This is a genomic window from Nitrospira sp., assembly GCA_029194675.1.
GTDB lineage: Bacteria > Nitrospirota > Nitrospiria > Nitrospirales > Nitrospiraceae > Nitrospira_D.
In genome coordinates this window covers 843,771-870,645 of record JARFXP010000002.1, presented here as the reverse complement: position 1 = coordinate 870,645, position 26,875 = coordinate 843,771, and the positions used below count along the sequence as shown (strand labels likewise).

The 26,875-nt window shown below is 56.7% G+C and carries 22 protein-coding genes; 13 read left to right on the top strand and 9 right to left on the bottom strand.

The genetic code is table 11. From position 1 onward, the window contains the following. Positions 1–90: 90 nt before the first annotated feature. Both P0120_13045 and P0120_13040 read right to left on the bottom strand, forming a co-directional pair. Positions 91–843, bottom strand: coding sequence for a hypothetical protein (locus P0120_13045; GenBank protein ID MDF0675247.1), 753 nt, complete (start codon positions 841–843; stop codon positions 91–93). A gap of 14 nt (positions 844–857) precedes the next feature. Continuing rightward, complete coding sequence (locus P0120_13040; protein MDF0675246.1) at positions 858–2,204, bottom strand: 2-dehydropantoate 2-reductase; 1,347 nt, start codon at positions 2,202–2,204, stop codon at positions 858–860. A gap of 236 nt (positions 2,205–2,440) precedes the next feature. On the opposite strand from P0120_13040, the gene P0120_13035 reads away from it, so the two are divergent. Further along, on the top strand, positions 2,441–3,175 hold the full coding sequence (locus P0120_13035; protein ID MDF0675245.1) for an NAD-dependent deacylase: 735 nt from the start codon (positions 2,441–2,443) through the stop codon (positions 3,173–3,175). Here the strand turns inward: P0120_13035 and P0120_13030 are convergent. After that, positions 3,155–3,880 carry an HAD-IA family hydrolase gene (locus P0120_13030; GenBank protein MDF0675244.1) on the bottom strand — a complete coding sequence of 242 codons (726 nt, stop codon included), beginning with the start codon at positions 3,878–3,880 and terminating at the stop codon, positions 3,155–3,157. The two genes, P0120_13035 and P0120_13030, sit on opposite strands and share 21 nt — an antisense overlap. A gap of 142 nt (positions 3,881–4,022) precedes the next feature. Between P0120_13030 and P0120_13025 the strand changes: the two genes are divergently transcribed. The 10 genes from P0120_13025 to P0120_12980 all read left to right on the top strand — a co-directional run bounded on the left by P0120_13025 (position 4,023) and on the right by P0120_12980 (position 16,872). Next, entirely contained in the window at positions 4,023–5,171 is a 1,149-nt protein-coding gene (locus P0120_13025) for a response regulator (GenBank protein MDF0675243.1), read from the top strand. Between the two features lie 227 nt (positions 5,172–5,398). Further along, positions 5,399–8,170, top strand: coding sequence for a valine--tRNA ligase (locus P0120_13020; GenBank protein ID MDF0675242.1), 2,772 nt, complete (start codon positions 5,399–5,401; stop codon positions 8,168–8,170). 3 nt (positions 8,171–8,173) lie between these two features. After that, the gene (gene nadC / locus P0120_13015; GenBank protein MDF0675241.1) at positions 8,174–9,055 is read left to right on the top strand and encodes a carboxylating nicotinate-nucleotide diphosphorylase; all 882 of its coding nucleotides are present in this window, start codon (positions 8,174–8,176) and stop codon (positions 9,053–9,055) included. A 3-nt stretch (positions 9,056–9,058) separates the two neighbouring features. Further along, entirely contained in the window at positions 9,059–9,898 is an 840-nt protein-coding gene (locus P0120_13010) for a biotin--[acetyl-CoA-carboxylase] ligase (protein ID MDF0675240.1), read from the top strand. A 24-nt stretch (positions 9,899–9,922) separates the two neighbouring features. Next, entirely contained in the window at positions 9,923–10,720 is a 798-nt protein-coding gene (locus P0120_13005) for a type III pantothenate kinase (protein MDF0675239.1), read from the top strand. An 88-nt stretch (positions 10,721–10,808) separates the two neighbouring features. Further along, complete coding sequence (grpE, locus tag P0120_13000; protein ID MDF0675238.1) at positions 10,809–11,390, top strand: nucleotide exchange factor GrpE; 582 nt, start codon at positions 10,809–10,811, stop codon at positions 11,388–11,390. Between the two features lie 41 nt (positions 11,391–11,431). Then, the gene (dnaK, locus tag P0120_12995; GenBank protein ID MDF0675237.1) at positions 11,432–13,354 is read left to right on the top strand and encodes a molecular chaperone DnaK; all 1,923 of its coding nucleotides are present in this window, start codon (positions 11,432–11,434) and stop codon (positions 13,352–13,354) included. A 74-nt stretch (positions 13,355–13,428) separates the two neighbouring features. Next, entirely contained in the window at positions 13,429–14,562 is a 1,134-nt protein-coding gene (dnaJ, locus tag P0120_12990) for a molecular chaperone DnaJ (protein ID MDF0675236.1), read from the top strand. Between the two features lie 42 nt (positions 14,563–14,604). Next, the gene (locus tag P0120_12985; GenBank protein MDF0675235.1) at positions 14,605–15,345 is read left to right on the top strand and encodes a 16S rRNA (uracil(1498)-N(3))-methyltransferase; all 741 of its coding nucleotides are present in this window, start codon (positions 14,605–14,607) and stop codon (positions 15,343–15,345) included. 204 nt (positions 15,346–15,549) lie between these two features. Next, on the top strand, positions 15,550–16,872 hold the full coding sequence (locus P0120_12980; GenBank protein ID MDF0675234.1) for a B12-binding domain-containing radical SAM protein: 1,323 nt from the start codon (positions 15,550–15,552) through the stop codon (positions 16,870–16,872). Positions 16,873–17,191: 319 nt separating this feature from the next. On the opposite strand, the gene P0120_12975 is transcribed toward P0120_12980, so the two are convergent. The 3 genes from P0120_12975 to P0120_12965 all read right to left on the bottom strand — a co-directional run bounded on the left by P0120_12975 (position 17,192) and on the right by P0120_12965 (position 21,035). Next, positions 17,192–18,508: a sulfotransferase gene (locus P0120_12975; protein MDF0675233.1), complete on the bottom strand. Its 1,317-nt coding sequence runs from the start codon at positions 18,506–18,508 to the stop codon at positions 17,192–17,194. Positions 18,509–18,711: 203 nt separating this feature from the next. Beyond that, positions 18,712–20,274: an MMPL family transporter gene (locus P0120_12970; GenBank protein MDF0675232.1), complete on the bottom strand. Its 1,563-nt coding sequence runs from the start codon at positions 20,272–20,274 to the stop codon at positions 18,712–18,714. A 65-nt stretch (positions 20,275–20,339) separates the two neighbouring features. Then, complete coding sequence (locus P0120_12965) at positions 20,340–21,035, bottom strand: ABC transporter substrate-binding protein (protein ID MDF0675231.1); 696 nt, start codon at positions 21,033–21,035, stop codon at positions 20,340–20,342. A gap of 284 nt (positions 21,036–21,319) precedes the next feature. Here P0120_12965 and P0120_12960 point away from each other — a divergent pair, with 284 nt between their 5' ends. Both P0120_12960 and P0120_12955 read left to right on the top strand, forming a co-directional pair. Further along, positions 21,320–22,312, top strand: coding sequence for a ketopantoate reductase C-terminal domain-containing protein (locus P0120_12960; GenBank protein MDF0675230.1), 993 nt, complete (start codon positions 21,320–21,322; stop codon positions 22,310–22,312). Beyond that, positions 22,309–23,313, top strand: a complete 1,005-nt coding sequence (locus P0120_12955) for an NAD-dependent epimerase/dehydratase family protein (protein MDF0675229.1) — start codon at positions 22,309–22,311, stop codon at positions 23,311–23,313. The genes P0120_12960 and P0120_12955 overlap by 4 nt, the downstream gene beginning before the upstream one ends. A gap of 459 nt (positions 23,314–23,772) precedes the next feature. Here the strand turns inward: P0120_12955 and P0120_12950 are convergent, their stop codons facing one another. From P0120_12950 to P0120_12940, 3 genes are all read right to left on the bottom strand, one after another. Continuing rightward, a complete protein-coding gene (locus P0120_12950; GenBank protein ID MDF0675228.1) occupies positions 23,773–23,952 on the bottom strand; it encodes a hypothetical protein in 180 nt (59 codons plus the stop codon). A gap of 96 nt (positions 23,953–24,048) precedes the next feature. Continuing rightward, a complete protein-coding gene (locus P0120_12945) occupies positions 24,049–25,047 on the bottom strand; it encodes a YCF48-related protein (GenBank protein MDF0675227.1) in 999 nt (332 codons plus the stop codon). Further along, complete coding sequence (locus P0120_12940) at positions 25,047–26,768, bottom strand: IPT/TIG domain-containing protein (GenBank protein MDF0675226.1); 1,722 nt, start codon at positions 26,766–26,768, stop codon at positions 25,047–25,049. Before P0120_12940 ends, P0120_12945 begins: the two co-directional genes overlap by 1 nt. Positions 26,769–26,875: the final 107 nt, after the last annotated feature.

Genomic DNA, 26,875 nt, shown 5'->3' with positions numbered 1-26,875 from the left:
AGCCCTCTCGTGCACTGCTGGGACGTATGGAATGCTATACCGCTGACCATCGGTAAAACTCAATACACCACCGCAACCTTGAACGCCTCATCAGTACAGCCACACCTGCCCGCCGGATCGGAGTACAACGCCGGATTGCGGTGTGAATTGCTCGACGCCGAACAAGCAGCGGCGCTCGGGACGCATGAAATATAACTTCACGCTCTCAATCGCCGACCCACCGCTCATCTCCGTTTCAGGCTGAGCCCCGAGAATTTGCCGCCAAGCCGAACGCCATCGCGAAGGGCGCACATGGATGGGGTCGAAGCCATACCAGGCTGGATCAAGCCGAAACAATTTGGTTCCGTAGACAGCGGACAATTTGGTCAACCCCTCGTTAACCAGTTCCGCGCGATCGAGTACTTGCGCCAGGGAGAGCCGACAAAACGGCACCAGGACTGTGCGGAATGCGAGAAACTTGAGATTTGATAGGCGGTGGATGCTGGCCAGCGGCAAATCGGTGAGTACGATATCATTCGTGAAAACCCTCAGACGAGCGAGCGCCTCCTCGACCCATCCAAGCGTTCGCTCCACCGAGAAGCCATACAGGATGTCATTGCCGACATCGGTCACCAGCCCTCTTGTGGTCATCGAAGGGCGCCGCTCCAGCTCAGCCCACAGGCCTGACTTGAGGATACTGGGTAACGTGCGATGGAGAAACCTACTCGGAGATCCATAAGAACGACCATGACCGAGCGCCGACAGCACTTCGACGTCTGGTCCCCATACTGATCGAGCCGTCGAAACGATGGTCTGGAAACCGCGTGTCAGATTGCTGGCGCCAAGTGCAACGACGCGAACCATTGCTCTCGGTCAGATTACGGCCTAGGAGGACAGTTTGTTTGCCTTGTATCCAGTCCCGGTCCCTTGGTGATTTCAATCCTCGCGACACCTTTCACATTCGCACAGAGATCGCCAAGTCCCGGCGTGATCAGACGAAACGGGCCGCCTTTCGTGTCAGGCAACGGGGCTCCATCAAGTTCGTAAACGAGAACCCCATGTTCTCTGGCCTGATCAAGTGTGAGGCAGGCGGAATAGTTCCCGTCCGAAGCGTGAAAGGCAACATGATCCGCACCGATGGTCAAAGCTGGAACATCGAGTAGCCCCTTCAACCGAATCCCTCGGCCCCTCGTACCAGGCATGACGGTCGAAACATCCACATGATGCTCGGCCGGCAATGATGCGATCGCTGCACGATCGAAGGACAGGGGCTGAACCACAGCGCCCTCTATTCGTACGCGCCCCTGACCGATCTGCTCCTTCTCCGTGATCGTCTTGATCATTGCCGTCAGGGCTTCGTTCACCGGAGTCGGAATGCCGAGATCCCGCCCTTTCCTGACGATGAAGCCATTGAGGTAGTCGATCTCCGTCCGACGCCCCGCTTTCCAATCGTCGTACATAGAGGTATGGATGTCACGAATCTCCTGGGATGCTTTCACAACCCGTTCGGCCATGTCCGGAGGTAAAGGTACCTTGAGGGTCGCCGCAATGGCCGCGACTTCTCCGACGATCTGCCGGATCACGCCCGCCATCTCCGGATGGTCAAGCGCCTTGGCCACATGGTCATCAATCAGCACCGTAATCGGATTGAAGACACAGTTCCAACACATTTTCTCCCATTTGCTACGACGAATATCTTTGGATAGATGGCAAGGAACGCCCGCTGATGTGAATAGATCACGGATAGCGAGAAGGCGCTCGCTCTCATGCCCCATCAGTTCGCCGATCGACAAGGCTCCTTTTTTATAATGGTCGATCACGCCAGGCTCGACGATTTTGGAGTAGATATAGGCGACGCCGCCGACCACACAATTCCGTTGGATTCGCGCAAGAAGCCGGTCTTCTGTATCGATCCCGTTCTGTAGGGTAAGAATCACGGTTTTTTCAGTAAGCACCGGCTCGATCTGGTTCAGAACCTCGTCGAGATCATAGGCTTTCACGCCGAGCACGATGAGATCCGGTCGAGGGAGCTGGCGTGCATCCGAGGCTGCTTGAGGTGTGACCGTAAATGTTCCATCCGCGCTGCGGATCGTCAATCCGTTTTGTTTCACCGCCGCCAGCGTGTTTGGCCGCAGTAAGAACGACACGCCGGGATTCTTCTTGGCCAATCGCGCTCCGAAAAACCCGCCGACAGACCCGGCTCCGACCATCAAGATCTGTTTCATGTTCTCATCCTCATGGTTGCCTGTGGAGCGAGACGGCTTGACAGCCGTGGCCCCTCGTGGTTCTTTAGCGACACCCCGCCGAATGGTATCCTGCTACGACAAGGCTTTGGAGGAAATCCGCTGCGCATTTCTCCACGACGCCACAGAGGTAGCTTCCTGCTCAGGCGGGTGAAGCGCTCGTACTATAGCATGCGGTTGCGCGACGACGCAGCCGTTCTTAAGAGGCCGAAAACATCATGACCTCCGGTTCCGATCTCGGGATCGTGAAACAACAACTCGCCACTGCCCGGAGCATTGCCGTGCTCACCGGCGCCGGGATCTCGGCCGACAGCGGTGTGCCGACGTTTCGCGGAACGGACGGCTTGTGGAAGAACTTTCGCGCGGAGGACCTGGCGACACCCGAAGCCTTCGAGCAGGATCCTCGCCTCGTGTGGGAGTGGTACAACTGGCGGCGCGAGCTGATTGCCACAAAGCAGCCGAATGCTGCTCACAAAGCCATCGTCGAACTGGAGCACCGCTGTCCCGACTTCTGGCTGATCACTCAAAATGTGGACGGATTGCATCGAGACGCAGGCTCACAAAAACTCTCTGAGATTCATGGCAACATTTGGAAAGTTCGCTGCACCGGCTGTGGCGTGGTAGAAAACAACCGTGATGTGCCCATTGCCATTCTCCCGTCCTGTACCCATTGCGGGTCGCTGCTCAGGCCTCATATTGTTTGGTTCGGAGAATCTTTGTTCGCCGAGGATCTCAACTGCTGCTCCAGTGCACTCAAACACTGCGACGTCTTGCTCGTCGTTGGGACGTCGGGAGTTGTATACCCTGCAGCCGGATTCGCGTCGATCGCAAAACAGGCCGGTGCGTTCGTCGCCGAGGTCAACCTCGATCCCACTCCACAGTCGGCGCTGGTCGACATCTCACTGCAGGGCCGTGCGAAAGATCTCGTGCCGTTACTCCTCGAACCGATCTAGAAGCGGGAACAACTCCTCCAAGCTCTTGATGGTCCGAACGCCTGCTGCTTGCCGTTTTCCGTCACGATCCAACAGGACGGCGTGAAGCCCAGCTTGCTTCGCACCTTCAACGTCGTCTCGCAGGCTATCGCCGACATGCAGGGCCTCCTCCGGATCGATCCCGTGCTTCTCCAGCGCCATGTGAAAGATCTGGGGAGCAGGTTTTGCGGCTTGCGCCAAGCTTGAGATGGTCACCGTGTCAAATGCATCGGCGATTCCGAGTCCACGCATCACGGTAAATAGACGGGAATCGAAATTCGAAATGATGCCGAGCTCCAGATCCCGTTCTTTGAGCCGAGTCAAGGTGGAAGCTGTTTCAGGAAACAAGCGCCATGAACGATGGTCCTCAAACACACGAAACACGTGATCGAAAAACTCGTCGAATCGCTCGAACATGCCTACACGATAGAAAACGTGATGAACGATATCGAACCACCACAGCCGTTCACTCTGCTTGATCCGAGCCGGTTCAGCCGCCGCAAAGACCGGCGGCGGGGCTTCATGGAACGCTCGGCTGAATGCTTGTTTGATCGCGACCAACGAGTCCGGCTTCTGGGAAAAGCCACACTCCACTGCATATCGAAGATAGATTTCAGCGACCGACCCCTGCACGTGAAAGAGGGTATCGGCTGCATCGAAAAACACCACTTGTATCGCCGAGCTCATAATCGGTCTACTGTGATCTCATTCGGTTACCCGATCGTGCGTCGAAATACATCGTAAATCCAATCACCTATCGATGGTTTTCTTGACAAAGAATACCCCCCTTGTTAGCTTCGAGGAAACTAAAAAGTTGGGAGATTTTTTCATGGCTTCACCGATCTTTGTGGTGGACAGCAGCCCGGCGGTGAGACGGTTGGTGGAACAGATCTCAACACCCGAAGGGTTTGAGGTCGTTGGGTTTCAAGACGGACCAGCCGCCCTTGAGGGCGCTCGGCGCAGCAGCCCCTCGCTGATCATTGCGGACTACCATCTCGACAACATGACTTTTTCGGGGTTTTGCAAGGAGATCAACAATCTGGATCATCTGGCAGAAACCTGTCTCATTTCATTGGTAAATCCAGCTGATCGCCCGGACGAAAACCTCCTTCGCACGTTGGGTGTCAAAGCATTTCTGAAGAAACCGTTTCAATCTGAGGATTTGCTCGGCGTGCTGAAAGCTCTTCAACAGAAACAGGCTGGTTCCTCGAATGGCCAAGGTCTGAAACGGCGCGTCTGGCCGCCGACTTCGACCTCAACCGACTCCGATGATGATGCGGCGATCAACCACCTGCTAAGTGGCGACGGTCAGGAGGAAACTGTGGACCAACCTGGAAGCTCACTCCGTGCATCACTGACGCCGTCGGTCGCTCCCGCGGCCCCTGAAGATGCCATGAAAGGCCTCTTCGACCAACTCTTGCAATCGATGACCACCCGAAGCCAGCAGAGTCTTGCCGAGCTGCTCCCTCGCGTGATCGACGAGAAATTGGCAGCCCATGTCCGACCAACCGTTCAGAAGGAGGTGCAGGCACAGCTAGGAAACATTCTCTCTCAGGAATATCTCACAACGATCATTCAGCCCCTCGTCTCTCAGTCATTGCCCGCACTCATCAGAAAAGAACTCGAGGCCGGCGAGCCCATCATCCGGCAAACCGTATCCGATGTGGCCAAAGCTTCCATCGGAGGAAGCGTCGATCGACTGGTCAAGGATCAGGTCGAATCCGGAATCCAACAACACTTGCCCACGGTCGTGCGGGAACAGGTAGGATCGGTCGATCAGCTGGTCAAAGATGAGCTTCAACGTGCGGTACTGAAACAGGCCCCGCTACTGGCAGATGACTTGGTAAGAGCCGCAGTTGGAGAAACCATTGAGCAGGCTGTCCAGCGAATCGTGCCTGATATCGCCGAGCAGCACATCAAGGCTGAACTCAGACGTCTGATCGAGACTGAAGAAGCGTCACACTCCTCTCAGGCCTAACTTTTCTTGCCTCGCTTACCTCGTCGAGTCTTGGCGAGAGCTTTCATGCGCTTGACATTCTTCCGGTGTTTCTTTCGCGTTTTCCGATCCTTCTCACGACCTCGTGCCATGGTCCTCCCTACGGTAATGTGACTGACTATCTCGTTACGTGCGACTGTATAGCACATGCCTCACAAGGCCACAAGCTGAGACTGCGGCCATTTTCTGAACAACCTAGACATGCTAAGATGCCGGCCGAACTTATTGATCCGATTCAAATGGCTCCATTCCAACTCGAAAAAGCCTATGACCCGAAAGCCGTCGAAACTCGATGGTCGCGTGAATGGCTCGGGCGCGGATACTTCCACGCCTCACCGGAACAACCAGGTCAACCGTATTGTATCGTCATTCCCCCACCGAACGTCACAGGATCGCTCCATGTCGGCCATGCGCTCAATCATTCGCTCCAAGACATTCTGATCCGGTGGCGGCGCATGCAGGGACGTAATACCCTCTGGCTCCCCGGAACCGACCACGCCGGCATTGCCACGCAAAACGTGGTGGAAAAGCAGCTGATGGCCGAAGGCCTGTCACGAGAGTCGCTGGGACGGGAACAATTCGTCGAACGGGTCTGGCAATGGAAAGCGACGTCGGGTAACACGATCATCAATCAACAAAAGCAGCTGGGAGAATCCTGCGACTGGGACCGTTTGCGATTTACGATGGACGAAGGCTTGTCCAAAGCCGTCATCGAAGTTTTCGTACGGCTGTATGAAGACGGGTTGATCTATCGTGGCGAGCGGCTCATCAATTGGTGTCCACGCTGCCTGACGGCCCTCTCCGACATTGAAGTGGAACATGAGGAGGTGAAAGGGAAACTCTATCACCTCCGCTATCCGTTAGCGGACGATCCAAGCACCGGTTTGATCGTGGCCACCACGCGGCCGGAAACGATGCTGGGCGACACAGCTGTCGCCGTCCATCCGGACGATCCTCGGTATCGCCATCTGATCGGCAAGAGGGCCCGCCTGCCGCTGACTACGCGTGAGATTCCGATCGTAGGCGATTCGATCTTGGTGGATCTCGAATTTGGAACCGGAGCAGTCAAAATCACTCCGGCACACGACTTCAATGACTATGAAGCGGGAGAGCGGCATAAACTCGCGCGCCTTGCAATCCTCGACCATCACGCGCTGCTTGATGAAGACGGCATGCAAAAAGCCGATGTGGACCACACCGTCATTCACTTGCTGCGTGGCCTCCCCGTCTCGAAGGCCCGAACAAAGGTGGAAGAGCTGCTGGAAGCGCGCAAGCTGCTTATAAAAGTTGAAGCCCACAAGATGGCCGTGGGGAAATGTTATCGCTGCAAGACCGTTGTGGAGCCCTACTTGTCCCCACAATGGTTCGTCGATATTAAGCCGTTGGCTGAGCCGGCCATCAAGGCGGTGGAACAGGGTCGCATCCGTATCGTTCCCGAAGGATGGGCCAACAACTATCTCGGCTGGATGCGAGATATCAAAGACTGGTGCATCTCACGGCAAATTTGGTGGGGGCATCAAATTCCTGCCTGGTACTGTCTCAGCTGCAATGCCAAGCAGATCATCCGTACAGCAACTCAAACGACCATCTTGCAAGGAGCATCTCCTATAGTATCTAAAACCGCTCCAACGAATTGCCCTTCATGCGGCGGGAAGGATCTCTATCGGGATCCCGACGTCCTCGATACCTGGTTCTCCTCCGCCCTGTGGCCCTTCTCGACCTTGGGATGGCCGGAGCAAACCTCTGAGTTGAAGACCTACTATCCAACATCGGTTCTGGTAACCGGCCTCGACATTCTGTTCTTCTGGGTCGCCCGCATGATCATGATGGGGCTCAAGTTCATGGGGGACGTGCCATTCAAAGACGTCTATATCCATGCCTTGGTCCGCGACGCAGAAGGCCAGAAGATGAGCAAGTCCAAGGGCAACGTGATCGACCCGCTGCACGTCATGGGTCAATTCGGCACCGACGCCCTTCGGTTCACCCTTGCCTCCATGGCCTCGCCGGGACGCGATATCAAGCTGGCCGAAGAACGGATCGAAGGCTACCGCAATTTCGCCAATAAGATTTGGAATGCCGCGCGATTCGCCTTGATGTACCTCGACGGGCCGCGCACCGCTCTCCCGCCAACGCAACGGACGTTCCCGGACCGCTGGATCTTGAGCCGCCTCGCCCACACCATCCGCGCCGTCACGGCGGAGTTGGAGTCATACCGATTCGATCGTGCGGCGGCAGTCCTCTATCAGTTCATATGGCATGAGTACTGCGACTGGTACCTGGAATTGATCAAACCGGTTCTACAAACACCGGAGCACCCCGATGGCGCGAGCACCAGACACACGCTTGTGGAGACGTTGGAAACGACCATGCGACTGCTGCACCCCTTCATGCCGTTCATCACAGAAGAAATTTGGCAGACAATCCCCCATCAAGGAGACAGCATCGTCGTGCAGAACTATCCGGGCCCTGACCAGGCCTGGACCGCGCCTGATGCAGAACAGCACTTCGCGTTGTTTGAACAAACAGTGGGACTCGCACGGACCGGTCGAGCCCTCTTGAATTACCCGCATGGGCAGCAGATTTCGTTTCACGTCGGACACGACGACCCAAACAAGCAGAGTCGGCTCCATGAGTTACAACGACACCTGGCCCACCTCAGCCGTGGCACCATTGAAGTGAGTTCGCCGCGTGATTGGCCGGCGGCACGATTGCTGAGACTTGTCATGGAAGGCCTCTCGGTAGGCATCGCAGTCGCCGAGGACGTCGACCTCAAGAAAGCAATTGAGCGCCTGGCAAAACAAATCACGGAGACCGACAAGGAATTGCAACGGATCGACGGGAAACTGAAGAACGCCGAGTTCGTGTCGAAAGCTCCGCCCGACGTGATTGCCGAGCATCAGAAGCGCGTGCAGACCCTGTCCCGCGATCACGTGTTGCTGACCAACAGCGATCGGCAGCTCCGCGCCATGTTCGCAACCTGACAGATGGCCACACTCCCTGCCGCAGATATCCGGCGAGTCGTGCGTCAGGGACTTGAAGAAGACCTGGCTCAGGGCGATGCCACGACCGTATCGCTTTTCCCCTCTCCGGTACCGGCTCGGGCCGAGATCATCGCGCAACAGCCGTTGGTTGTGGCAGGAATGGCCGCAGCGGTTCAGACCTTTCTCATGGTCGATCCTTCCCTGCGGTTGTCGGTCTGCAAACGCGACGGCGACCAAGCTAAGAATCGAGAGCCGCTCCTTCATATCGAGGGTGACGGGCGGTCCATTCTGCAGGCCGAGCGAGTTGCTTTGAACTTTCTCCAACACCTGTCCGGGATCGCCACCTTGACGCAACGGTTCTGCCGGGCCGTGAGCGGCTACCCTGCCAAGATCCTGGATACCAGGAAAACGCTTCCAGGCTGGCGCGCGCTTCAGAAGTGGGCCGTTTCGCTCGGCGGTGGGATCAACCACCGCCGATCATTGAGTGACGGCATCTTGATTAAAGATAATCATCTGGCCCTCCTCCAACGCACCCGACGACCGGTTGAACGGGCATGTCGATTGGCACATGCCCATCGGTCAAGCATGCTCCCGATCATTGTCGAGGTGGAATCCCTCTCTGATATCCGGCAGGCACTCGCCGGGAAGCCTGAGGTTATTCTGCTGGACAACATGGCTCCGGACCTGGTCAGACGTGCTGTGGCATTGATCAAGAAGCAGGCCCTGGTGGAAGTATCAGGCGGCATCACGCTGAAGAACGTTCGTGCCATGGCTGCAGCCGGCGCCGATCGCATCTCCATCGGAGCCCTCACCCATTCTGCTCCGGCAGCAACGATCAGCCTTGTCATGACGTTGGCTCGGCCTTCACAACGCCGACGTTCGTAGTCGATGGTGTCCGCCACCCCACTCAATATCGATAGTATTCGCAGTACCCTTGCGACTACGTCACTTGGTCACGTCTTGTATCTCCACCAGGATCTGCCCTCAACCAACACAGAGGCGGCTTCACTGGTTCGAGCAGGTGCACCACACGGCACCGTCGTCATTGCTGAAAGCCAGTCAGGCGGCTATGGCCGACATGGACGCACCTGGTTCTCGCCGCCGAGGTTGAACATCTATTGCTCCGTCATTGTACGTGGGATGGGGGAAAACCTTTCCCTTTCTCAATGGTTATCCTGGGTGCCGCTTGCCAGCGCTCTGGCCGTGACCGAGGCCGTTCAACAGATGGCGGCTGTGTCCCTTTCGTTGAAGTGGCCGAACGACCTGCTTCTCCATGAGCGCAAAGTCGGCGGGATTCTCTGCGAGAGCAGCTTCGCGACAACTAACGACCCGGTCGTGGTCATCGGCATCGGGCTCAATGTGAATGTTCCTCCGGTGTCTTTTCCGGAAGACTTGCGACCGATTGCGGCCTCATTGATTGAAGCTTCACGAGGACCGATCGACCGGAATCGACTCATTGTTCAACTGCTTCTGGAACTTGAACATTGTCTCGACGAGCTTCAATCCCATGGGTCGGTCCGGCTACGCCAGGCCTATACAACTCGCTGTGCCACATTGGGACGCCGGGTTCGCGTCCAGTTCACGAATGATCGATTAATCGTCGGCATCGCAGAAGCTCTTTCTCCCGACGGCGCGCTGCAAGTTAAGACCTTGTCATCTCACTCTCGATCACAACCGATGTCTCTCGTCGAGGTCCGCGCAGCCGATGTCATGCATCTGCGAGAGTAGCGAAAGAGGACCAGGCCGAGTAGAATGAGTCCGATGCTCTTAGCCATCGATATCGGGAATACCAACGTTGTCGCGGGAATCTTTGACGGGTCGACCCTGTTGACCCATTGGCGGTTGGCGACCGACCCCAAGACCACTGCCGATGAGTACGGTGTCCTTTGCCTCAGCCTCATGGCCCGAGATGGGCGCATCCCAGAACACATCACCGGTGCGATCATTTCCAGCGTCGTTCCCGCCCTCACGGACACGTTCGAGTCGATGGTTGAAACGTCCTTTGGCTGCATTCCGATCACCGTCTCGCCCGACATGGATACAGGCTTAACACTGAACTACTCGAACCCGAAAGAGATCGGAAGCGACCGTATTGTGAATGCGGCCGCGGCCTATGAGAAGTTTCGCCGCGACCTCATCATCGTCGATTTCGGCACGGCGACGACATTTTGCGCGGTCAACCGAGATGGAGAATATCTTGGAGGCGTGATCGCGCCTGGCCTGACTATTTCTGCGGAAGCCCTGTTCACACGGGCTGCAAAGCTGAGCAAAGTTGAGCTCGCCCGGCCCAAGACCGTCATTGGAACGGATACTGCCGGTAGTATCCAGTCGGGGCTCATCTTCGGCTACGCCGGTCTCGTGGATACCCTTGTTCAGCGCATGGAAGGTGAAATGGGGCGCACATCATATGTGATCGCCACCGGTGGATTAGCATCGGTGATTGCGCCGGAGGCACGATCAATTCAACATATTGAACCGTTTTTGACCCTTCATGGGCTTGAGCTCCTCTATCGCCGTGCGCGGGACACGAGCCTGAAGCACTGGGTCTAGTCCCTTAGTACCCGCATCATTTTATTTTCCCTTTATCTGTTGACTTCACTCCCTCTATGGATATCTCCCCGCTTGTACGGGTATCAGCATGAGTGACGACCAAGAGCAGGAAAAAATAAACACCAATACAATCGATAACTTAGAGGAAAATTCTCGCGTCACAGATGCAGGCCCCTCGGGTCAGGAAGAATTGGCCGGCAAGACGGAAGAGTGTAAAGCGCTCAATGACAAGTATCTCCGGCTGGCCGCGGAATTTGAAAACTATAAACGGCTGACCCAACGTGACCAGCGTGAGCAGATTCGATTCGGGAATGAACAGCTTCTCAAAGAGCTGCTGTCGGTTGTCGATAACCTGGAGCGGGCGATCAAGGCGGCTCAGACCAACCGAGGCGATTCGGCGCTCGTCCAGGGTGTGGAACTGACACTCAAGCAACTATCCGGCATCCTAGCCAAGTTCGGTGTGCAGGCGATCGAAACATCCGGTCAGGACTTCGATCCAAGCGCACATCAGGCCGTCTCGTATGGGCCATCGAACGACATACCGGCGAATAAAGTATTGGACGAGTTTCAAAAAGGGTATCGGCTGCACGATAGGATACTGCGGGCGGCAATGGTCAGTGTATCGTCGGGCCCGGCCCGTCCAAGCGAACATGACTCAACGACGAACTGACCTGATTCAGTCGTCGTTGTCGAGAAGGAAGGAGTCCACCAATGGGTAAAGTCATCGGTATCGATCTCGGGACCACCAACTCTTGTGTGGCGATTATGAGCGGCGGAGACCCCGTCGTGATCGCCAACGCCGAAGGGAGCCGGACCACTCCTTCCGTCGTTGCCATCACCGATAAAAGTGAACGGCTGGTCGGGCAAATCGCAAAACGGCAAGCGATTACCAACCCCGAGAACACTATTTTCTCCGTCAAGCGCCTGATGGGCCGCAAGTTCAAGAGCCGTGAGGTTCAAGAAGCCCTGAAGCGGCTCCCCTATAAAGTCGTTGAGGCCGACAACGGCGATGCCCACGTGGAATTGCGCGGCAAGCGCTATAGCCCACCGGAAATCTCAGCGATGATCCTGCAGAAAATGCGGCAGACCGCTGAGGACTACCTCGGCGAAAAGGTCACTGAGGCCGTTGTGACTGTCCCTGCCTATTTTGACGACAGCCAGCGCCAGGCAACCAAAGATGCCGGCCAGATTGCCGGTCTGAACGTCCTGCGTATCATCAATGAACCGACAGCTGCCTCCCTCGCCTACGGCCTTGACAAGAAGAAAGACGAACGGATTGCCGTGTACGATCTGGGCGGCGGGACCTTCGATATCTCCGTGCTTGAAATCGGGGAAGGCGTCTTCGAGGTGAAATCCACCAATGGTGATACCTATCTCGGGGGTGATGACTTCGATCAACGCGTGATGGATTGGCTGGTCGATGAGTTCAAAAAAGATCAGGGCATCGATCTGCGGAAAGACCGAATGGCGCTTCAACGCCTGAAAGAATCGGCGGAACGGGCCAAGATCGAGCTGTCATCGTCCCAAGAAACAGAACTCAACCTGCCCTTCATCACAGCCGATGCCAGCGGTCCCAAGCACATGGTCACGAAACTGACGCGAGCCAAGCTCGAACAGCTGGTGGACGACTTGATTCTGCGCACGATCGAGCCTTGCCGTAAGGCCTTGTCCGACGCAGGCGTCACCGCCAAGGATATCCAAGAAATCGTGCTGGTCGGCGGCATGACCCGCATGCCGAAAGTGATCCAAGCGGTGAAGGACTTCTTCGGAAAGGAACCACACCGTGGAGTGAATCCCGACGAAGTCGTCGCCATTGGGGCCGGCATCCAAGGCGGAGTCCTCAAAGGAGAGGTCAAGGACGTTCTGCTCCTCGATGTGACTCCATTGTCGTTGGGCATTGAGACGCTGGGGGGCGTATTCACCAAGCTCATCGAGCGTAACACGACCGTTCCGACCAAAAAGAGCCAGGTGTTCTCGACGGCAGCCGATAATCAAACGGCCGTCACCATCCGCGTCTTCCAAGGCGAACGGGAAATGGCGAATGACAACAAACTACTTGGGCAGTTCGACTTGGTCGGCATTCCACCGGCGCCTCGCGGCATGCCGCAGATTGAAGTGACGTTCGATATCGATGCCAACGGCATCGTGCACGTATCGGCTAAGGATCTGGCCACCCAGAAAGAACAATCCATCAAGATCACGGCTTCCAGCGGTCTCAGCAAAGACGAAGTCGAAAAGCTCGTCCGAGACGCGCAGTCGCACACCGAAGACGACAAAAAACGCCGTAAATTGGCGGAAGCCAAGAACCAGGCGGATAGTCTGGTCTATCAAACCGAGAAAAACATCACGGAATACGGTGACAAAGTCTCCGCTGAGGAAAAGACAAAAATCCAGGATGCCGTCGCAGCCGTCAAGAAGGCGCTCGAGGGTACCGATGCCGAGGCCATCGAATCAGCGACTCAATCGCTCATGACGGCATCACATAAGTTAGCCGAGGAGATGTATAAGAAAGCCGCCGCATCTCCAGGCCCGCAGCCTGGCGCTTCGTCTCCGGACAGCAGTGCCGGCGAGACCAAGACCGACGAGAAAGTCGTGGACGCAGAATTTGAAGAAGTAGACAAAGACAGGAAATAGCATAGAATAGCGCATCAGAGAACCGAGTTTTCGGCTTGATCGGGAACTCGGTTCATCAATGCATTTTGAGCACAATGGCATCCGTGTCAAAACGCGATTACTACGAAACACTCGGTGTTGATCGGAACGTCTCCGACGACGAGCTGAAGAAGGCGTACCGGAAACTAGCCCGCCAGCACCATCCGGATCTCCACGCCGGCGACCATCAGAAGAAGTCCGCCGAAGAAAAATTCAAAGAAATCAACGAAGCCTACGAAATACTGAGCGATCAGGAAAAGCGAAAGCGCTACGACATGTTCGGCCATGCCGGCGCACAGCAAGGTGGGCCTGGTTTTGAAGGGTTTGATTTCGGACGCGGCGGATTCGGGGATGTGTTCAATGACATCTTCGAGGATTTTTTCGGCCAAGCGCGAGGAGGCGGGGCAACTCGTGCTGAACGTGGCAACGATCTCCAATACAACCTCGAAATCACGTTTGAGGAAGCCGTCTACGGGAAAGAGGCCAAACTCAAGATCCCGCGCTGGGAAATTTGCGTCGACTGCAAAGGGACCGGCGCAAAGTCGGCAGCAGCCATCAAGCCATGTGCCAGCTGCAAAGGCGCGGGGCAACTACGCTTTCAGCAGGGGTTCTTCAGTGTCAGCCGACCTTGTGGTCAATGTGAAGGCACCGGCCACTTTGTCACGGAACCCTGCTTGGCCTGCCAAGGGCGCCAACGGATTTACAAAGAACGCACCATCGCCGTCCATATCCCAGCCGGCATAGAGACCGGCATGCGACTTCGTCTCTCCAACGAAGGAGAGCATGGTCCGAACGGTGGGCCTCCCGGCGACCTCTATGTGGCCGTTACTGTCAGGCCTCATCAAATTTTTCATCGCAAGGGCCTCGATATCGCCTGTGATGTGCCCATCAACCTTGTCACAGCCGTTCTCGGTGGAAAAGTGGAAGTCCCGACCCTCAAGGGAGAAACTGTCATTAAAGTGCCGCCCGGCACACAACATGACAAGGTCCTTCGGATTAAAGGGTTGGGGATTCCCAGCCTGAAGGGAGGTTCGACAGGCGATCAGGTCTATACGATCAAGGTCAAGATTCCCACCAAATTGACGGCCAGACAAAAAGAACTGCTGGTGGAGTACGCGAAAGAAAGCGGCATGACCATGGAAGCCAACGACGAGGGCTTCTTCGATAAGATGAAGACCTTCTTCGAGTAATCTGCCCCTCCTCATCCGGGTTGCAACCCACAGAGTTCCCGCATGCCCGTGTTTTTCGTCCCCCCTGAGTGCATGAGTCAACAGACGATATCGGTCACCGGCGATATGCTCGTGCATCTCCGAGACAGCTTGCGCATCCGAGTCGGCGAAATCGTTCTCTTCGGCGATGGAGTGAGCCACCACTATCGTACGGAGATCACGGCGGTCACAAAGCAACGTTTGACCGGACGAATCATCGAGACCATCACCCAGCCGGCGCCGATGGCTCCTTTTCTGATGCTTGGACAAGCGTTACTCAAGGGCGAGAAAATGGACTGGGTGATTCAGAAAGCTACCGAGCTGGGCATGGATGAACTCGTGCCGATGGAAAGCCGACAGAGTGTAGTACAACTCAAAGCAGACCGCGTGGGCCATCAGCTTGCCCGATGGCAGCGTATCGCCTTAGAAGCCGCTCAGCAGTCCGAACAGTGGCGCGTGCCCACGATCGCCCCGACACGATCCCTCGCGGCACTGTTGACCAGCCGTGCGACCGGCACGATCACGCTCATGCTTGTCGAGCGACGGGAAGGCAAGACTTTACAAACAGTCGAGCTACCGCAAAACGTGACCGGCTCCGTGCTGGTCTTGATCGGACCGGAGGGAGGCTGGAGCAAAGAAGAAGTCCAACTAGCCGAGCAGGCGAATGTCGTACCCATTACCCTTGGTCGGCAGATCTTGAGAGCTGAAACGGCCGCCATCGCCGCAATCAGCATACTCCAATCGCGCCTCGGCAAGTTGGAATGAGCGAGGCCGGCAGTATGGGAACGGCCGCTAGCGCTGCGAACAGCCTCGACCATGCAGTAATTTGGATTCGCTCGTCCGCTATTTCTTCCACCTCACAGGTCCCCCCTTTGCTTTCCTTAGCCTTGACATTGGGTAGCCGATTTACGGATGATTACACGCCATTCAGTCTTAGGAAGGCACCACCAAGGTGTAAGGAGGCCGGGTATGCATAAGCTCCTGATTGTTCAGCCAAGCCACTATCGAAACAAGTCGGATTTCTCCCTCTATAAGACCAAGAGGCGAACCCTCGCAGGCCTCACCCTCCCTTATCTTGCGGCGCTGACACCCCGCGATTGGCGCGTTGAATTGGTCGACGAACAGGTAATGGACATCGACTTTGATGCCTCGGTAGACGTGGTTGCCATTACCGCGTGGACGATCAATTCCTTCCGTGCCTACGATATCGCGCGTAAGTTCAGAGACAGGGGTATTCCTGTGATGATGGGAGGTCCCCACACCTTTTTCCATAGCGACGAAGCTGCCGAACACTGTGATGCCGTCGGAATCGGAGAGGGTGAAGATATTTGGCCGATGATGTTGCACGATGCAGCGGTAGGAAGACTCAAAAAGGTCTATCGTGCGAGTGCCCCACATGACCTCAAAGGGTTACCCCTGCCGCGATATGAGTTGATGAACGGCAGGGGACCTCAATGGCTGCACACCTATTCGGTCCAAACTTCCAGAGGATGTCCTTTCAAGTGCGAGTTCTGCTCAGAACGTTTTTATGTGGGCACGCGCTATCGGTTTCGCCCGGTTCAGGAGATCGTCGAGGAGATCAGACACATCAAGGCCAAGAACGTCTTTTTCGCCGATAGTATGTTCGCTGGGAAAAAAGACCATTCGATGGAGCTCATGGAAGCGTTGGTTCCCTTGAAGATCCGCTGGTCAACCCTGTGGACTGCGTACCTATGCCGAGATCAGGAGTTCATGGATCTCGCCAAGAGGAGCGGGTTGCTTCATGTGAATATGGGCATGGAAAGTATCAGCCGTGAGGTACTGGCCGCCATGAACAAGAAATTCAATAAGGTGGACCAATATGAGGAGATCATCTCCAACCTGCGTAAGCGGGGCATCAGCTACTCCATGAATTTTGTGTTTGGCTACGACGAGGAGAGCCCGGAAGCCTTCGACGCAACGCTCGCGTTCCTTGAACATCACAAAGTCCCGGTGGCCTACTTTTATACGCTCCGTCCCCACAAAGGAACACCTCTATATGACCGGTTCAGAACAGAGCATCGCCTCATTGACGAAACGCAACTGAATCGATGGCCCGGCAACTCCTGTGAAATCAGGCCGAAGAACTGTTCGGCATCGGAACTCGATGAACGCGTCAGGACGATGTACGGTCGTTTTTTCTCTCCAATGTCTATGCTGAGAAGACTTCCTCTTCCCGTGACCAAGGCCCATATCACATCGTGGTTTCTCAACTTTGCCCAACGAAGAATGTCTCGGTGGGATCGATCCATCATGAACCACGACTGGACCTAGCTCACCATGCACAATTCCTCCAGCAAAAAATGAACAGAAAAATAGTCGGGCTGAGCTAGGAACCTGTCCGACATTAGCCCTAGCACACTTGTGTGCGGCCTTCGACTTCTGTAAAAGCTTGCGACGTCGGGAGAAGCAAGGAGGCTGCGTGATGACGATTCGGACCTTTCGCCCCTATGATCCTGAGACGCTGTGGTTGTTGTCGGAGGATCACCTGGCGTACTTTCTGGCTGATCTAGCGGAGGAATTGAATCTCCAGCCCATCCTGGCGAGTTACGGTCCGCAAAAACAAAGGGCCTCCCGGACCGGCGGGCCGACATCACAAGCGAAACCGTTCCCGGTAGGCGGCATACTTCTTCTCTTCCTCCTGAAGATCCAAACCAAAGTCATGGAGGGTATACCGGTGTGTCCCAAAACGGTTCCTTGGGTTCCTGTTCACGAATTCCCGAACCTTGTCCCGAAGTCCGTCGGGCAAGGGCAGGTCAAACTGTCCATAGACTCGTTCCACAGCTGCCACCGGGTCAGCGACCAAGTCAGTGTAGTAGAGATCGAGGAAGCGCTCCGAGGGAACGCAGCCACGGTCGCGCGAACGCAGCGCCCTGCGGAGAGCTTCGGACCATCTTCGACTGCACTCTCGTCCCACTTCAACAGGATCAACATTGTCGCTGAAGGCAGATTTGAGGGTTGCCGTCAGACTGGCGTGGGAAGCGGTCACCTCTATGGGGTCGCGGTGTGTCATCACGACACAGGCGTCAGGGTAGGCCTCGAACATCGCCTCGAAATCGAACATATGAGCCGGCGCCTTCAACACCCAACGCTCCCCCGGACACCGCCACTGCAAGTGCTGCAGAATCCTACGGTGCATCTCGTATGAGAGGCGGAGGTCCTGAGATTCAAGCCAGTCAAGATAGGACGGCAGCCGGTGGGTCGATGCAAACTGGTAACTCATGAAAGAATGGCTGAAGATCACGAGACATTCCTCGGGAAGCTCTGCACCGACGGGGTGAATACGGTTGAAGTCCTGAACCATTCGATGGAACCAGCGGATCTCACGATCAACCAGGGTAATGCGCCGGTCAACGAGGTACGTCTCTGCCTCCGGCGGCGGGCTGGGGTACAGGGTTTCCCAGGTGCGTGGAACCCGGTTGGCTGGGTCAAGCGCCAGCAGGCCATGGAGAAACGTCGTCCCGGTGCGGGGCAGGCCCGTGATGATGATCGGTCGTCGAATGTGCTGCTCACCGATACCGGGATGACGCCTGCGATCTTCCTGCAGCCGCAAGCGGTTGACCAGGAGCCTGGTCAGTTCGCGACGAGCGGCCAGTCTCCCTAAAGGGTGAAGATGGGCTTCCGTCTGAAGAGCCGAAATGAGGCGGCGGAGGGGTTCTCGAAAGGAGGCGTCACCAAAGTCGTCATGGCCGGCCCGGCGGCGTGCCGCCGTTATAAGTTCCTCCTCCTCAAGGCTTGCCAATGCTGCCTGACCGACAATGCCGCTCAGCGCGTTGATCGTGTGGACGAGGAAGGAGCGTCTCACCGTCCAGCGCTGTCGGGTGGATGCCGGCAGACCGCCCCATGCCGGGGGGAGGACGGTGGGTCCCAGAGGATGAACGGCGACTTCTTTTCCTTCAGCTTCAGCCATTAATGAGAACTGTTGACGCACCAGACATTGATCACGGCCATTGTGTAACACGTTCCCTAGGGAGTTCGCTAGGGCCAGTGTTCCCTAGCGGACAGGTCGGTGACTCAGATCACACAGCTCTCGTACCCGTTCCTCACCAGCCGGTCCTCGGCTGATCCGGGCGGCTCATGCCCGTTACTCAAGCCGCACGTTGAGCAGCACCATCAATGATGGGAGGAAGAGCAGCGTCGAAAGAATGAGGAACGCGAGACAGAGAAGAGTTCCTGCATAGTTCTCACAGACTCTGATGACTGGTCGTGGAGGTTGAGGGGGTTGTAGTCGAAGAAGACTCGTGGAACGGCCAAGAGCGAGACCAACGCCCCCAGTGCCCCGACGGCGACGATGCCGCGCGGATACCGGTACGGCAGATCGACGAGCCAGGGCCAGGAGGGGTCCCCCCGCCGGCACTCCTGCACGGGGAGGACGGTCAGCACAGCGGGCAACACGGTGATGTTTCCGAAGAAGCTGATGAACATACTCGACCCTGAGATGAAGCCCAGTTCAGCCACGCCTGCATAGGCCGTGGGAACGAAGGCGTAGAAGCCGAGGGCCGTGGTTGCAGCGCTGAAGAAGAGACTTCTGCCGACACTGGTGGCGGTCGACGTGAGGCTAGTCTGCTGATGGCCGCTTTGCAGCAGCAGCTCCCGATATCTGAGGCAGAACTGTATGCTGTAGTCGATGCCCAGTCCGATGAACAGCACGGCGAAGGTGACGGAGATCATGTTGAGACTGCCCACGGTGGCAAGCGCGAATGCGGTGGACCAGATGAGCCCCGTGAGCAATGTGACCAGGCTGCAAACGATGAGGCGCCCTGAGAAGTAGAGCCCCACAGACAGGACCAGCGCCACAAGCAGGAGCGACGCGACGGTCGCAATGCCGGTGCTGTTGCGGACTTCGAGGAGGTTCTCGTACGCAAGGGCGAAATCTCCGGTGATCCGCACGCGCGCGGTTCCGGTCTGATTGTAGCCGAACTGCCCGGCAACCCGGCGAATGGTCTCGAGGGGGACGCTTCCCGCAGACAGAGATGCCTCCGCGACTCGTGGCTTCAGGATGATGAACTGGCGGCATTGCCTCGCGGTCTGCTCTGTGCCGAACGCCAGGCCCTCCCATGACATCGGGTAGACCGTTCCGTGAACCGCGCCGGCGAAGGCGTGGCTCATCCCGTCGAGGAGGAGGGCAAGGGTGCGGTCTTGGGCCTCACTGAGATCTGCTTGCGCCAAGGCCTTTTCAACGACCTCGAACAGCCCGCGGAGGCTGAGGTCCTTGGAGAGCAGCGCCAGAAGGGGTTGGGCTGCCGAGAGTCGGTCTCCGAGTCTCTCCAGTTCTTCGGTGTTCAGGTACAGGAGGCCGTTCTGTTGAAAGAACGCGCCGGCCCCTGGTTCATAGACGTCGGCGAAGAGCGCCTGTTCGTTCCTCAGTCGCTCGGCTAGAGCTTTCCGTGCTGCCGCTGCCTGTTCCGTGGTGATGCCGTCGATGACCACGACGACGGTGTCGCTCTGTTGTGGAAAGGCCTTGGCGAACTCCTTGTACCATCCGCGGTAGGACAGCTTGTCGGACATCATGGCATGGATGTCGGCGTTGAGCTTGAAATTGACGGCGGAGTAATAGAGGGTCCCAAGCGTCAGCAGGACAGTGCCCACGAGCACGGCGCCGGCATGATGCTGAATGAGGAGCACCCAGGCTCTCAGCAGGCGCTGTGTGCGGGTCAGGGGAGGCTCGGTGAACATGGGTGATGCGGGTCGGTGTAAGTGTTGGCCCTTCAGCTTCTCTCAGTCAGTCCGTGGGCCTTGGCTCATTGGCCATCGCTCCGGGAGAACTCCCGAATCTTTCGTTTGAGCGACGCCACGAGCTCGTCAAAGCCATTTTTATCCAGGACGCTCACAAATTGCGCGCGCGTATTGGCCAGCTGACTCACGCCCGAAATGCGTATGTCCACAATGTGCCAGGCATCCTCCGTCAGTCGCAGACGGTAGTCGAACTCGGTTGCTTTGCCTTGCGCGTTCAGAAGTGTGCTCAGGACCGCAGCGCCGCCTGCCGTCTGGGACTGTGTCGTGATCTCAAAGCGCTCTCCTGCGTAGGCGTGAAAATTCTTCGCATAGTTCGCAATCAACCATTCGGCATAGATTGTTTCAAACTGCCGCTGCTGCTCCTCCGTGAGCGTCTTCCAGTGTCGGCCGACAGAGACGCTCGCCATGTACGGAGGCAAGAAGGTCTCGGTCACGACCGGCTCAAGCAGTCGATAGCGGCCGCTGAACCCCAACGCCTTCCCACCCCTCATGGCTTCGATCAGTGCCCCGTTGAAGCGTGCTATGACTGGGGCGGGCCCTGGCGTCTCACCCCTGATGTCCAGAGGCAGAACCATCACCGTGCAGAACACCAGAAGAGAGAAGCCGGCGCTGGCAGGCGTCTTGAGCCACATGAACAGACCTCCTTGCGAGACATGTCTCGATACACCCCACTGGACATCGGTCAGATGGTGCCACGCCATGAAGCCTCCTTTCATGGAGGGTGAGCATGGCGAGGATTCTACACCAAAGAAGTGGTTTGAAATGACTTCTACTACCTCGCCTCGTTCGCAGAATGGGGGGGAACGATGGGCCGTGTCCTTTTGACCCGAGCCTTTGAGATGGGCGGCCCCGTTTCTAGCCACTGTCCGGTCTTGGTCGTGCCCGCCAAATGAGCCAAGCGATTGATCTTTGATTGATTTGACTTTATATTCCCCACTGCTTGCTGCGGGCAAGTGATAAAGAGGCCTTATACTTAAAAATTGAAATGGCCGATCATCTTTCGAACGCAGTCTTCGTGGTGGGAGCGGGCGGCATCGGATGTGCCTTGGGCTACGCTTTGCGCGCGGGCGGGATCGATGTGATCTTTGTCGAGGCCGACCCAGCCAAGGTGCGCTGGGGGCGTTCTCGTGGCGTGGGTCTTGATGGGCATCCCTTGCTTCCGGCAAAGTTCGTCCATTTTGCAGAGTGGCAGCCTCCGGAAGAGGGCGTTATCCTTCTTTGTACGAAATGCTATGACAACAAGGTGGTGCTGAATCGACTGTCCCCGACAGTTACCGTCATTCCAGTTCAGAACGGCTTTGATCCCGACCTGATCGAGCGCAGTCATATCGAAGGCATCGCCTCGTTCGTCTCCGAGTGTTTTCCTCAAAAAACGCACACGCGAATCACCCGAGGGGGGAGTCTGCATATTGGGCACACTGCCTTGAGCGAACACCGCCGCGAATCTCCCTCTGTGGAATCCCTGATCGAAGTACTGCGGCGACACGGCCGTTTTCGGGTCCGAAAGGTCGTAGAGATCCTGCCCTACAAGTATGCAAAATTGATGTATAACTCCGCCATCAGCCCGCTCGCGGCGGCTGCGGGACTTGATAACGGCCAGCTGCTGATCAATCGCAGGGCGCGGCAGCTGTTCTTCGCCATGTTGCGCGAGAATTACCGGATCCTAAAAGATGCCCAGGTGCCTTTGGGAAAGATCGGACCATTTCACCCCGACGTAGTCGACCGTATCCTGCGCTGGCAAGGGCTCGCCTGGGCGCTCGCATGGCCGTTTTCTGTGAGCTTGCGCAACACGTATTGTTCTATGTCGGGGGACGTCCCCAAAGGTCGCACCGAGATCGACAACTACAACGGCCATCTTCTGCACCTGGCGGGTGATCGTCCCTGTCCCTTAAATCGTCGCGCCTACGCGCTGCTCAAACGGATGGAAGAAGGACCGCTCCAACCAGCTCTGCAGAGGTTGGACGAGCTGATCCTATGAAGCCACGCAAGGTCCTAGTCACGGGCGGCGCTGGATTCATCGGCTCGCACCTGGTGCGGCAGCTCGTCGCTGCGAATCATGCGGTGCGTGTGCTCGAGAAGCCGGGATCGGCGGTCTCGCACTTGCCGCAAGACCAGATCGAGATAGTCTTCGCCGACATCCGTGATGGAGCGGCCGTGGCGCGGGCGACGGGCGACTGTGACGTTGTGCTGCACTTGGCGGCCAATCCCAACCTGTGGGCGCGCAACCCTGATGACTTCGAGCAAGTCAACCACCAAGGGACGCGCCATGTGCTCGAAGCCGCCCGGAGCGCCGGCGCACGCCGCATCGTCCACGTCTCCACGGAATCGATTCTCGCGGCGGCGTATGGTCAGGAAATGATCACAGAAGAAACCCAGACCTCACTGAGCGACATGATCGGGCCTTACTGTCGCAGCAAGTGGCTCGCCGAACAGGCTGCCCAGGAAGCCGTGGAAGCCGGACAGCCGGTGGTGATTGTTCGGCCCACCATCGCTGTTGGTCCCGGCGACGTTAACCTGGGGCCACCATCCCGCTTGATCTGTGATTTTTGCAACGGTCGGGTCAAAGGCCATCTGGACGGCGGTCTCAATCTCATCGACGTTCGCGATGCCGCCGCCGGAATCTGGGCTGCCGCCGAGCGCGGCGAGATTGGCCGTCGCTATCTGCTGGCCGCTGAAGACTGGAGCATCCGTGACCTTTTGCGTTTATTGGGCAAGCTGAGTAGTCGGCCGGCGCCCCGATGGCGAGTTCCTTACGCGCTTGCCCTCGCCTTTGCTCATCTCGAAGAATGGGTTTGCCGCCACTTCACCGCAGCTGTGCCCATGGCAACGGTCACGGGGGTTCGACTGACGCAGAGGCACTTTCGCTTCGATGGACGTCAGTCGGCGCGGGAATTGAGACTGGAACCCATGCGTGACTGCGGCGCCGCTGTGGCAGAAGCCTTGGACTGGTTTCGGGCTGCCGGTTTGATCACGACGTAGGCCCGCGGCTGGCAATCGAGTCCGGCGCAGCGGAGATAATTCGATTCGTGGCGGAGAAACAATTCTCACACGTTTAGGAGAATAGGACGGGGTCGGGAGTCTTTTCAAGTCAGACTTATTCACCCCCAATCATGTTAATCAAGCTCGATTTTGCTACCTTACGCTACCTGAGGTCGGCGGTGTTGAAGGGAATAGCCAGACCGGAGGCGGCTTGGAATGTGATGGCCGAGGCGAGTGCAGGACATCGAATATTCTCAGTTCTGCTCTGTCGGAGTGAATAAGCACCAGCAGTCTTTTACGGAAACGGGCTGACTGAAATGTCCGGAATGCTACCGTTGCAGTATTTCACGCAGCCGTACCGATGAGACTCTCTAGCGGGATGTGCAGGGTGCGATGCAGACGGCGAATCATTTCAAGCGAGAGGTTCCGCTTCTTGATCAGGATCTCCGAAACGCGCCCTCATCCACCAAGCAGGGTTTCGAGATTCTTGCGTGTCATACCAAGTTGATCCATCCGAAACCCGATGGCCTCGATCGGATCGGGCGGACAGATGGCATAGTGCTGCTCTTCATACGCTTCGAGGAGTGTTGTGAACACGTCTCGATCATCGCCGACCTCTGTTCCAAACTCCGCATCCATAAAGAGCTTCGATTCGTTTCTGCGCGCTCGTAATCGCGCTTTGATTGAATGGGTGTGATGGTCATGGCGTCCTCATTCTGTCATATTATCGTGATATCAGCGGCCTGGTTGTAGATGAACGATAGCCCCGTTTTCGCCGCTGGCCCAGCCATGGGTGGTATCGGGAAAAGTGAGACCGAATAGCGAGGATGGAGCGACCGATTTCCCTTCGCTCCAGGTGAGGCCTCCATCGGTCGTCCGATACAACATCCCGCGTTCGCCGACAATCCAGCCTTCTTGCTGATTTGCAAATCGAACCTTTAAGAGATCGATGATCTTTGTACAGGTCTTGCCGCACGGCAGAGTCTGGTCAATCCATTTGACTCCACCGTCCGTCGTCTGAAACAAGGCGCCCGCATTGCCGACCGCCCAGCCGGTCGTGGAATCGGTGAAAAACACGTCGAACAGGGTCACCGCGTTCTGCGTTTCTTGCGGCGTCCAGGTCGCTCCTCCATCCTTTGTCGAAAGGACAGTGCCCAGCGCGCCGACGATCGTGCCCTTCTGGTCATTGAGGAAGTGCACCGCATAAAGCGTGGCCGTTGTGCCGCTCACCTGTTCCATCCAATGCTGGCCGCCATCGGTAGTATGAAAGATCGTGCCGCCTCCCCCGACCACCCATCCGACAGTTGGATCTGTGAAATGGACTCCGTAGAGCGGTTGCTGAGTATCCAGCGATTGTGGAAACCAAGATTCTCCCCCGTTCGCCGTACGGCTCAAAAATCCTCCGGCTCCCGTCACCCAGCCTTTCGATGAGTCAGCAAAGAACACAGACGTCAATAGGGCAGAGGTTCCGCTCGTGACCCGCCTCCACTTCTTGCCGCCATCGGTGGTCTTCAGTATTGTTCCTCCTGCTCCTACCACCCACCCATTCTGGAACGTACGAAACTGAATGCTCATCAACGTTGATTTTGTGCTGCTTGCCTGAGTGGTGATGAAAAGGTTGGAATCTGTACTCCCACCCGATTGAGGGATCGCTAGAAGAATACCGAGGAGAACGAAGAGTGACGCGAACACGTTCCTTCGCCTAAGGCCGACCAGATGAAGCCAATCCACCATTATTGAGCGGGACTCGCGTCGGGCATGTAGTAATTCCAGAAATCTGGGTCGGGAACAGGAAGTCCTTTTGCTTCGATGGTGAATGGTCCGGCTTCAATCGTGACCCACTTCTTCGGCGAACAACACGTTCCATCGGGAAGCAGGTCCCATGATCCTCGGCGAACGACTAACGGTCCGGTCGCCAGGTTATCAAAAAACTCCCCCTTCTTTCCGATCCCGTAGAGATTGCGATGCGGTACGGTGACCACAATTTCTTCATCGGACCATGACTGAACCAGTGCGGCTGTGCCGTTGAACAGGACTTCGGTTCGTGACACATTCGAGACGACAGTCGCGTGTTCGCCTGGTTCGTTGATTTCGAGGTCCGTTCGGCGCTTGTAGGATTTCTGGTTCAATCCAAGGTCTGCATGTTCGGCAGTCTTGAGAAATGTTCCGAACCCTCGACCTTTGATCGTCACCGTAGCGTCCAGCCCGGCGGTATGCGGTTCATACGACTCGATGGCCGGCGTGACGAGCGCGAAGTCCCCGGCCTCAATGGCTTGAGTTCCTCGCTCGGCACAACAGAGTCCTCCTATGTTCGGACGGTTGGCACCCCGGTAAATAACGACCTTGCCGGTTTTTGCGCTGAACGGCACCCAGACGTCGATGCGATCGTCGTTCCAGCGGTAGATCACTGCCGGCACCCCGCCGATTTCGACGCGATTCTCACCGGTATTAAAATCCATGAAGTTGTAGGGAGTCGATCCGCTCTCTGAGTAAAACCCAAAGTGCTCGCCGTTAATACGCAGCAACGTCCCGATGGGGGCGCTGGCGGGACTCATGGAAATGACGCGGGGAACATGGACCGTAAACTGTCCAAGCACCCGTTCCCGCCCTTGACGTTTCAGCACAAGCGGACCAGATTCCGCATCGAGCGGGACATGGAAAACGATGACATCGTCTTTCCATTGGGCGATGGTCACCGGCCGCCCTCCGATCAGTACGGCATCATCCATCAGTTCTTTGGCATTCCCAAACCCCTGGCCGAACAAGACCACTTTGGTACCGACAGGCCCACTGAGCGGATCTACTCGAATCGATGGGATCAGTTTCAACGGAACAGCATTGCTCACCACGTACTCGACCGGCGCACAGCATGATCCGTCCGGTAGTGGATCAGAGGAGGCCAGTCGAACCACCACATCGCCGCTCACCGCGTTCGGCGGAATTTCGAGCTCAATTTTGTCGTCTTTCCATCGCGTGGGGCGCACTACGACCCCGCCGACCACTACGTCATTGACACCGAACATCGTGTTCGGATCGCGAGCACCCGCCGAGAGGCCGAAATTCCGACCAGTGATCTGGAGCGTGGCACCGCGCTCGGCTTCCGTAGGCGTGAGAGCCGATATCTGTGGAGCCATGATGATCAATGGTCCAGCGGACCTCTTCTTCTTTCCCATGAATACTTCGACTGGGCCGCTGGTCGCCTTGAAGGGAACCTTGACCTCGATGACCTCTGCTTCCCACCGCTGCACTAACGCCGACACCCCGTTGACAGTCACTCGGTTGAACCGGGTCGACTTAAAGGTTCCAAACCCTTTCCCGTTCAGGACTAAGGTTGCGCCGGGAGTAGATGCCCGAGAAGACAATTCGATTGATCCCTGGCCGGCTTGTGCAAGAAAGATATTTGCAAAACACACCACCCAAAGAAGGACTGCGATCAAGATAGAGATTTGTTTCATCGACAGCCTATCGGAGAAGGGAAAAGACATACCGGAGATTCACAACACAATATGCCCGACTTTAACAAGCCATTTTTTCGGGAGTCAAGGAGGGAACGGACAATCGG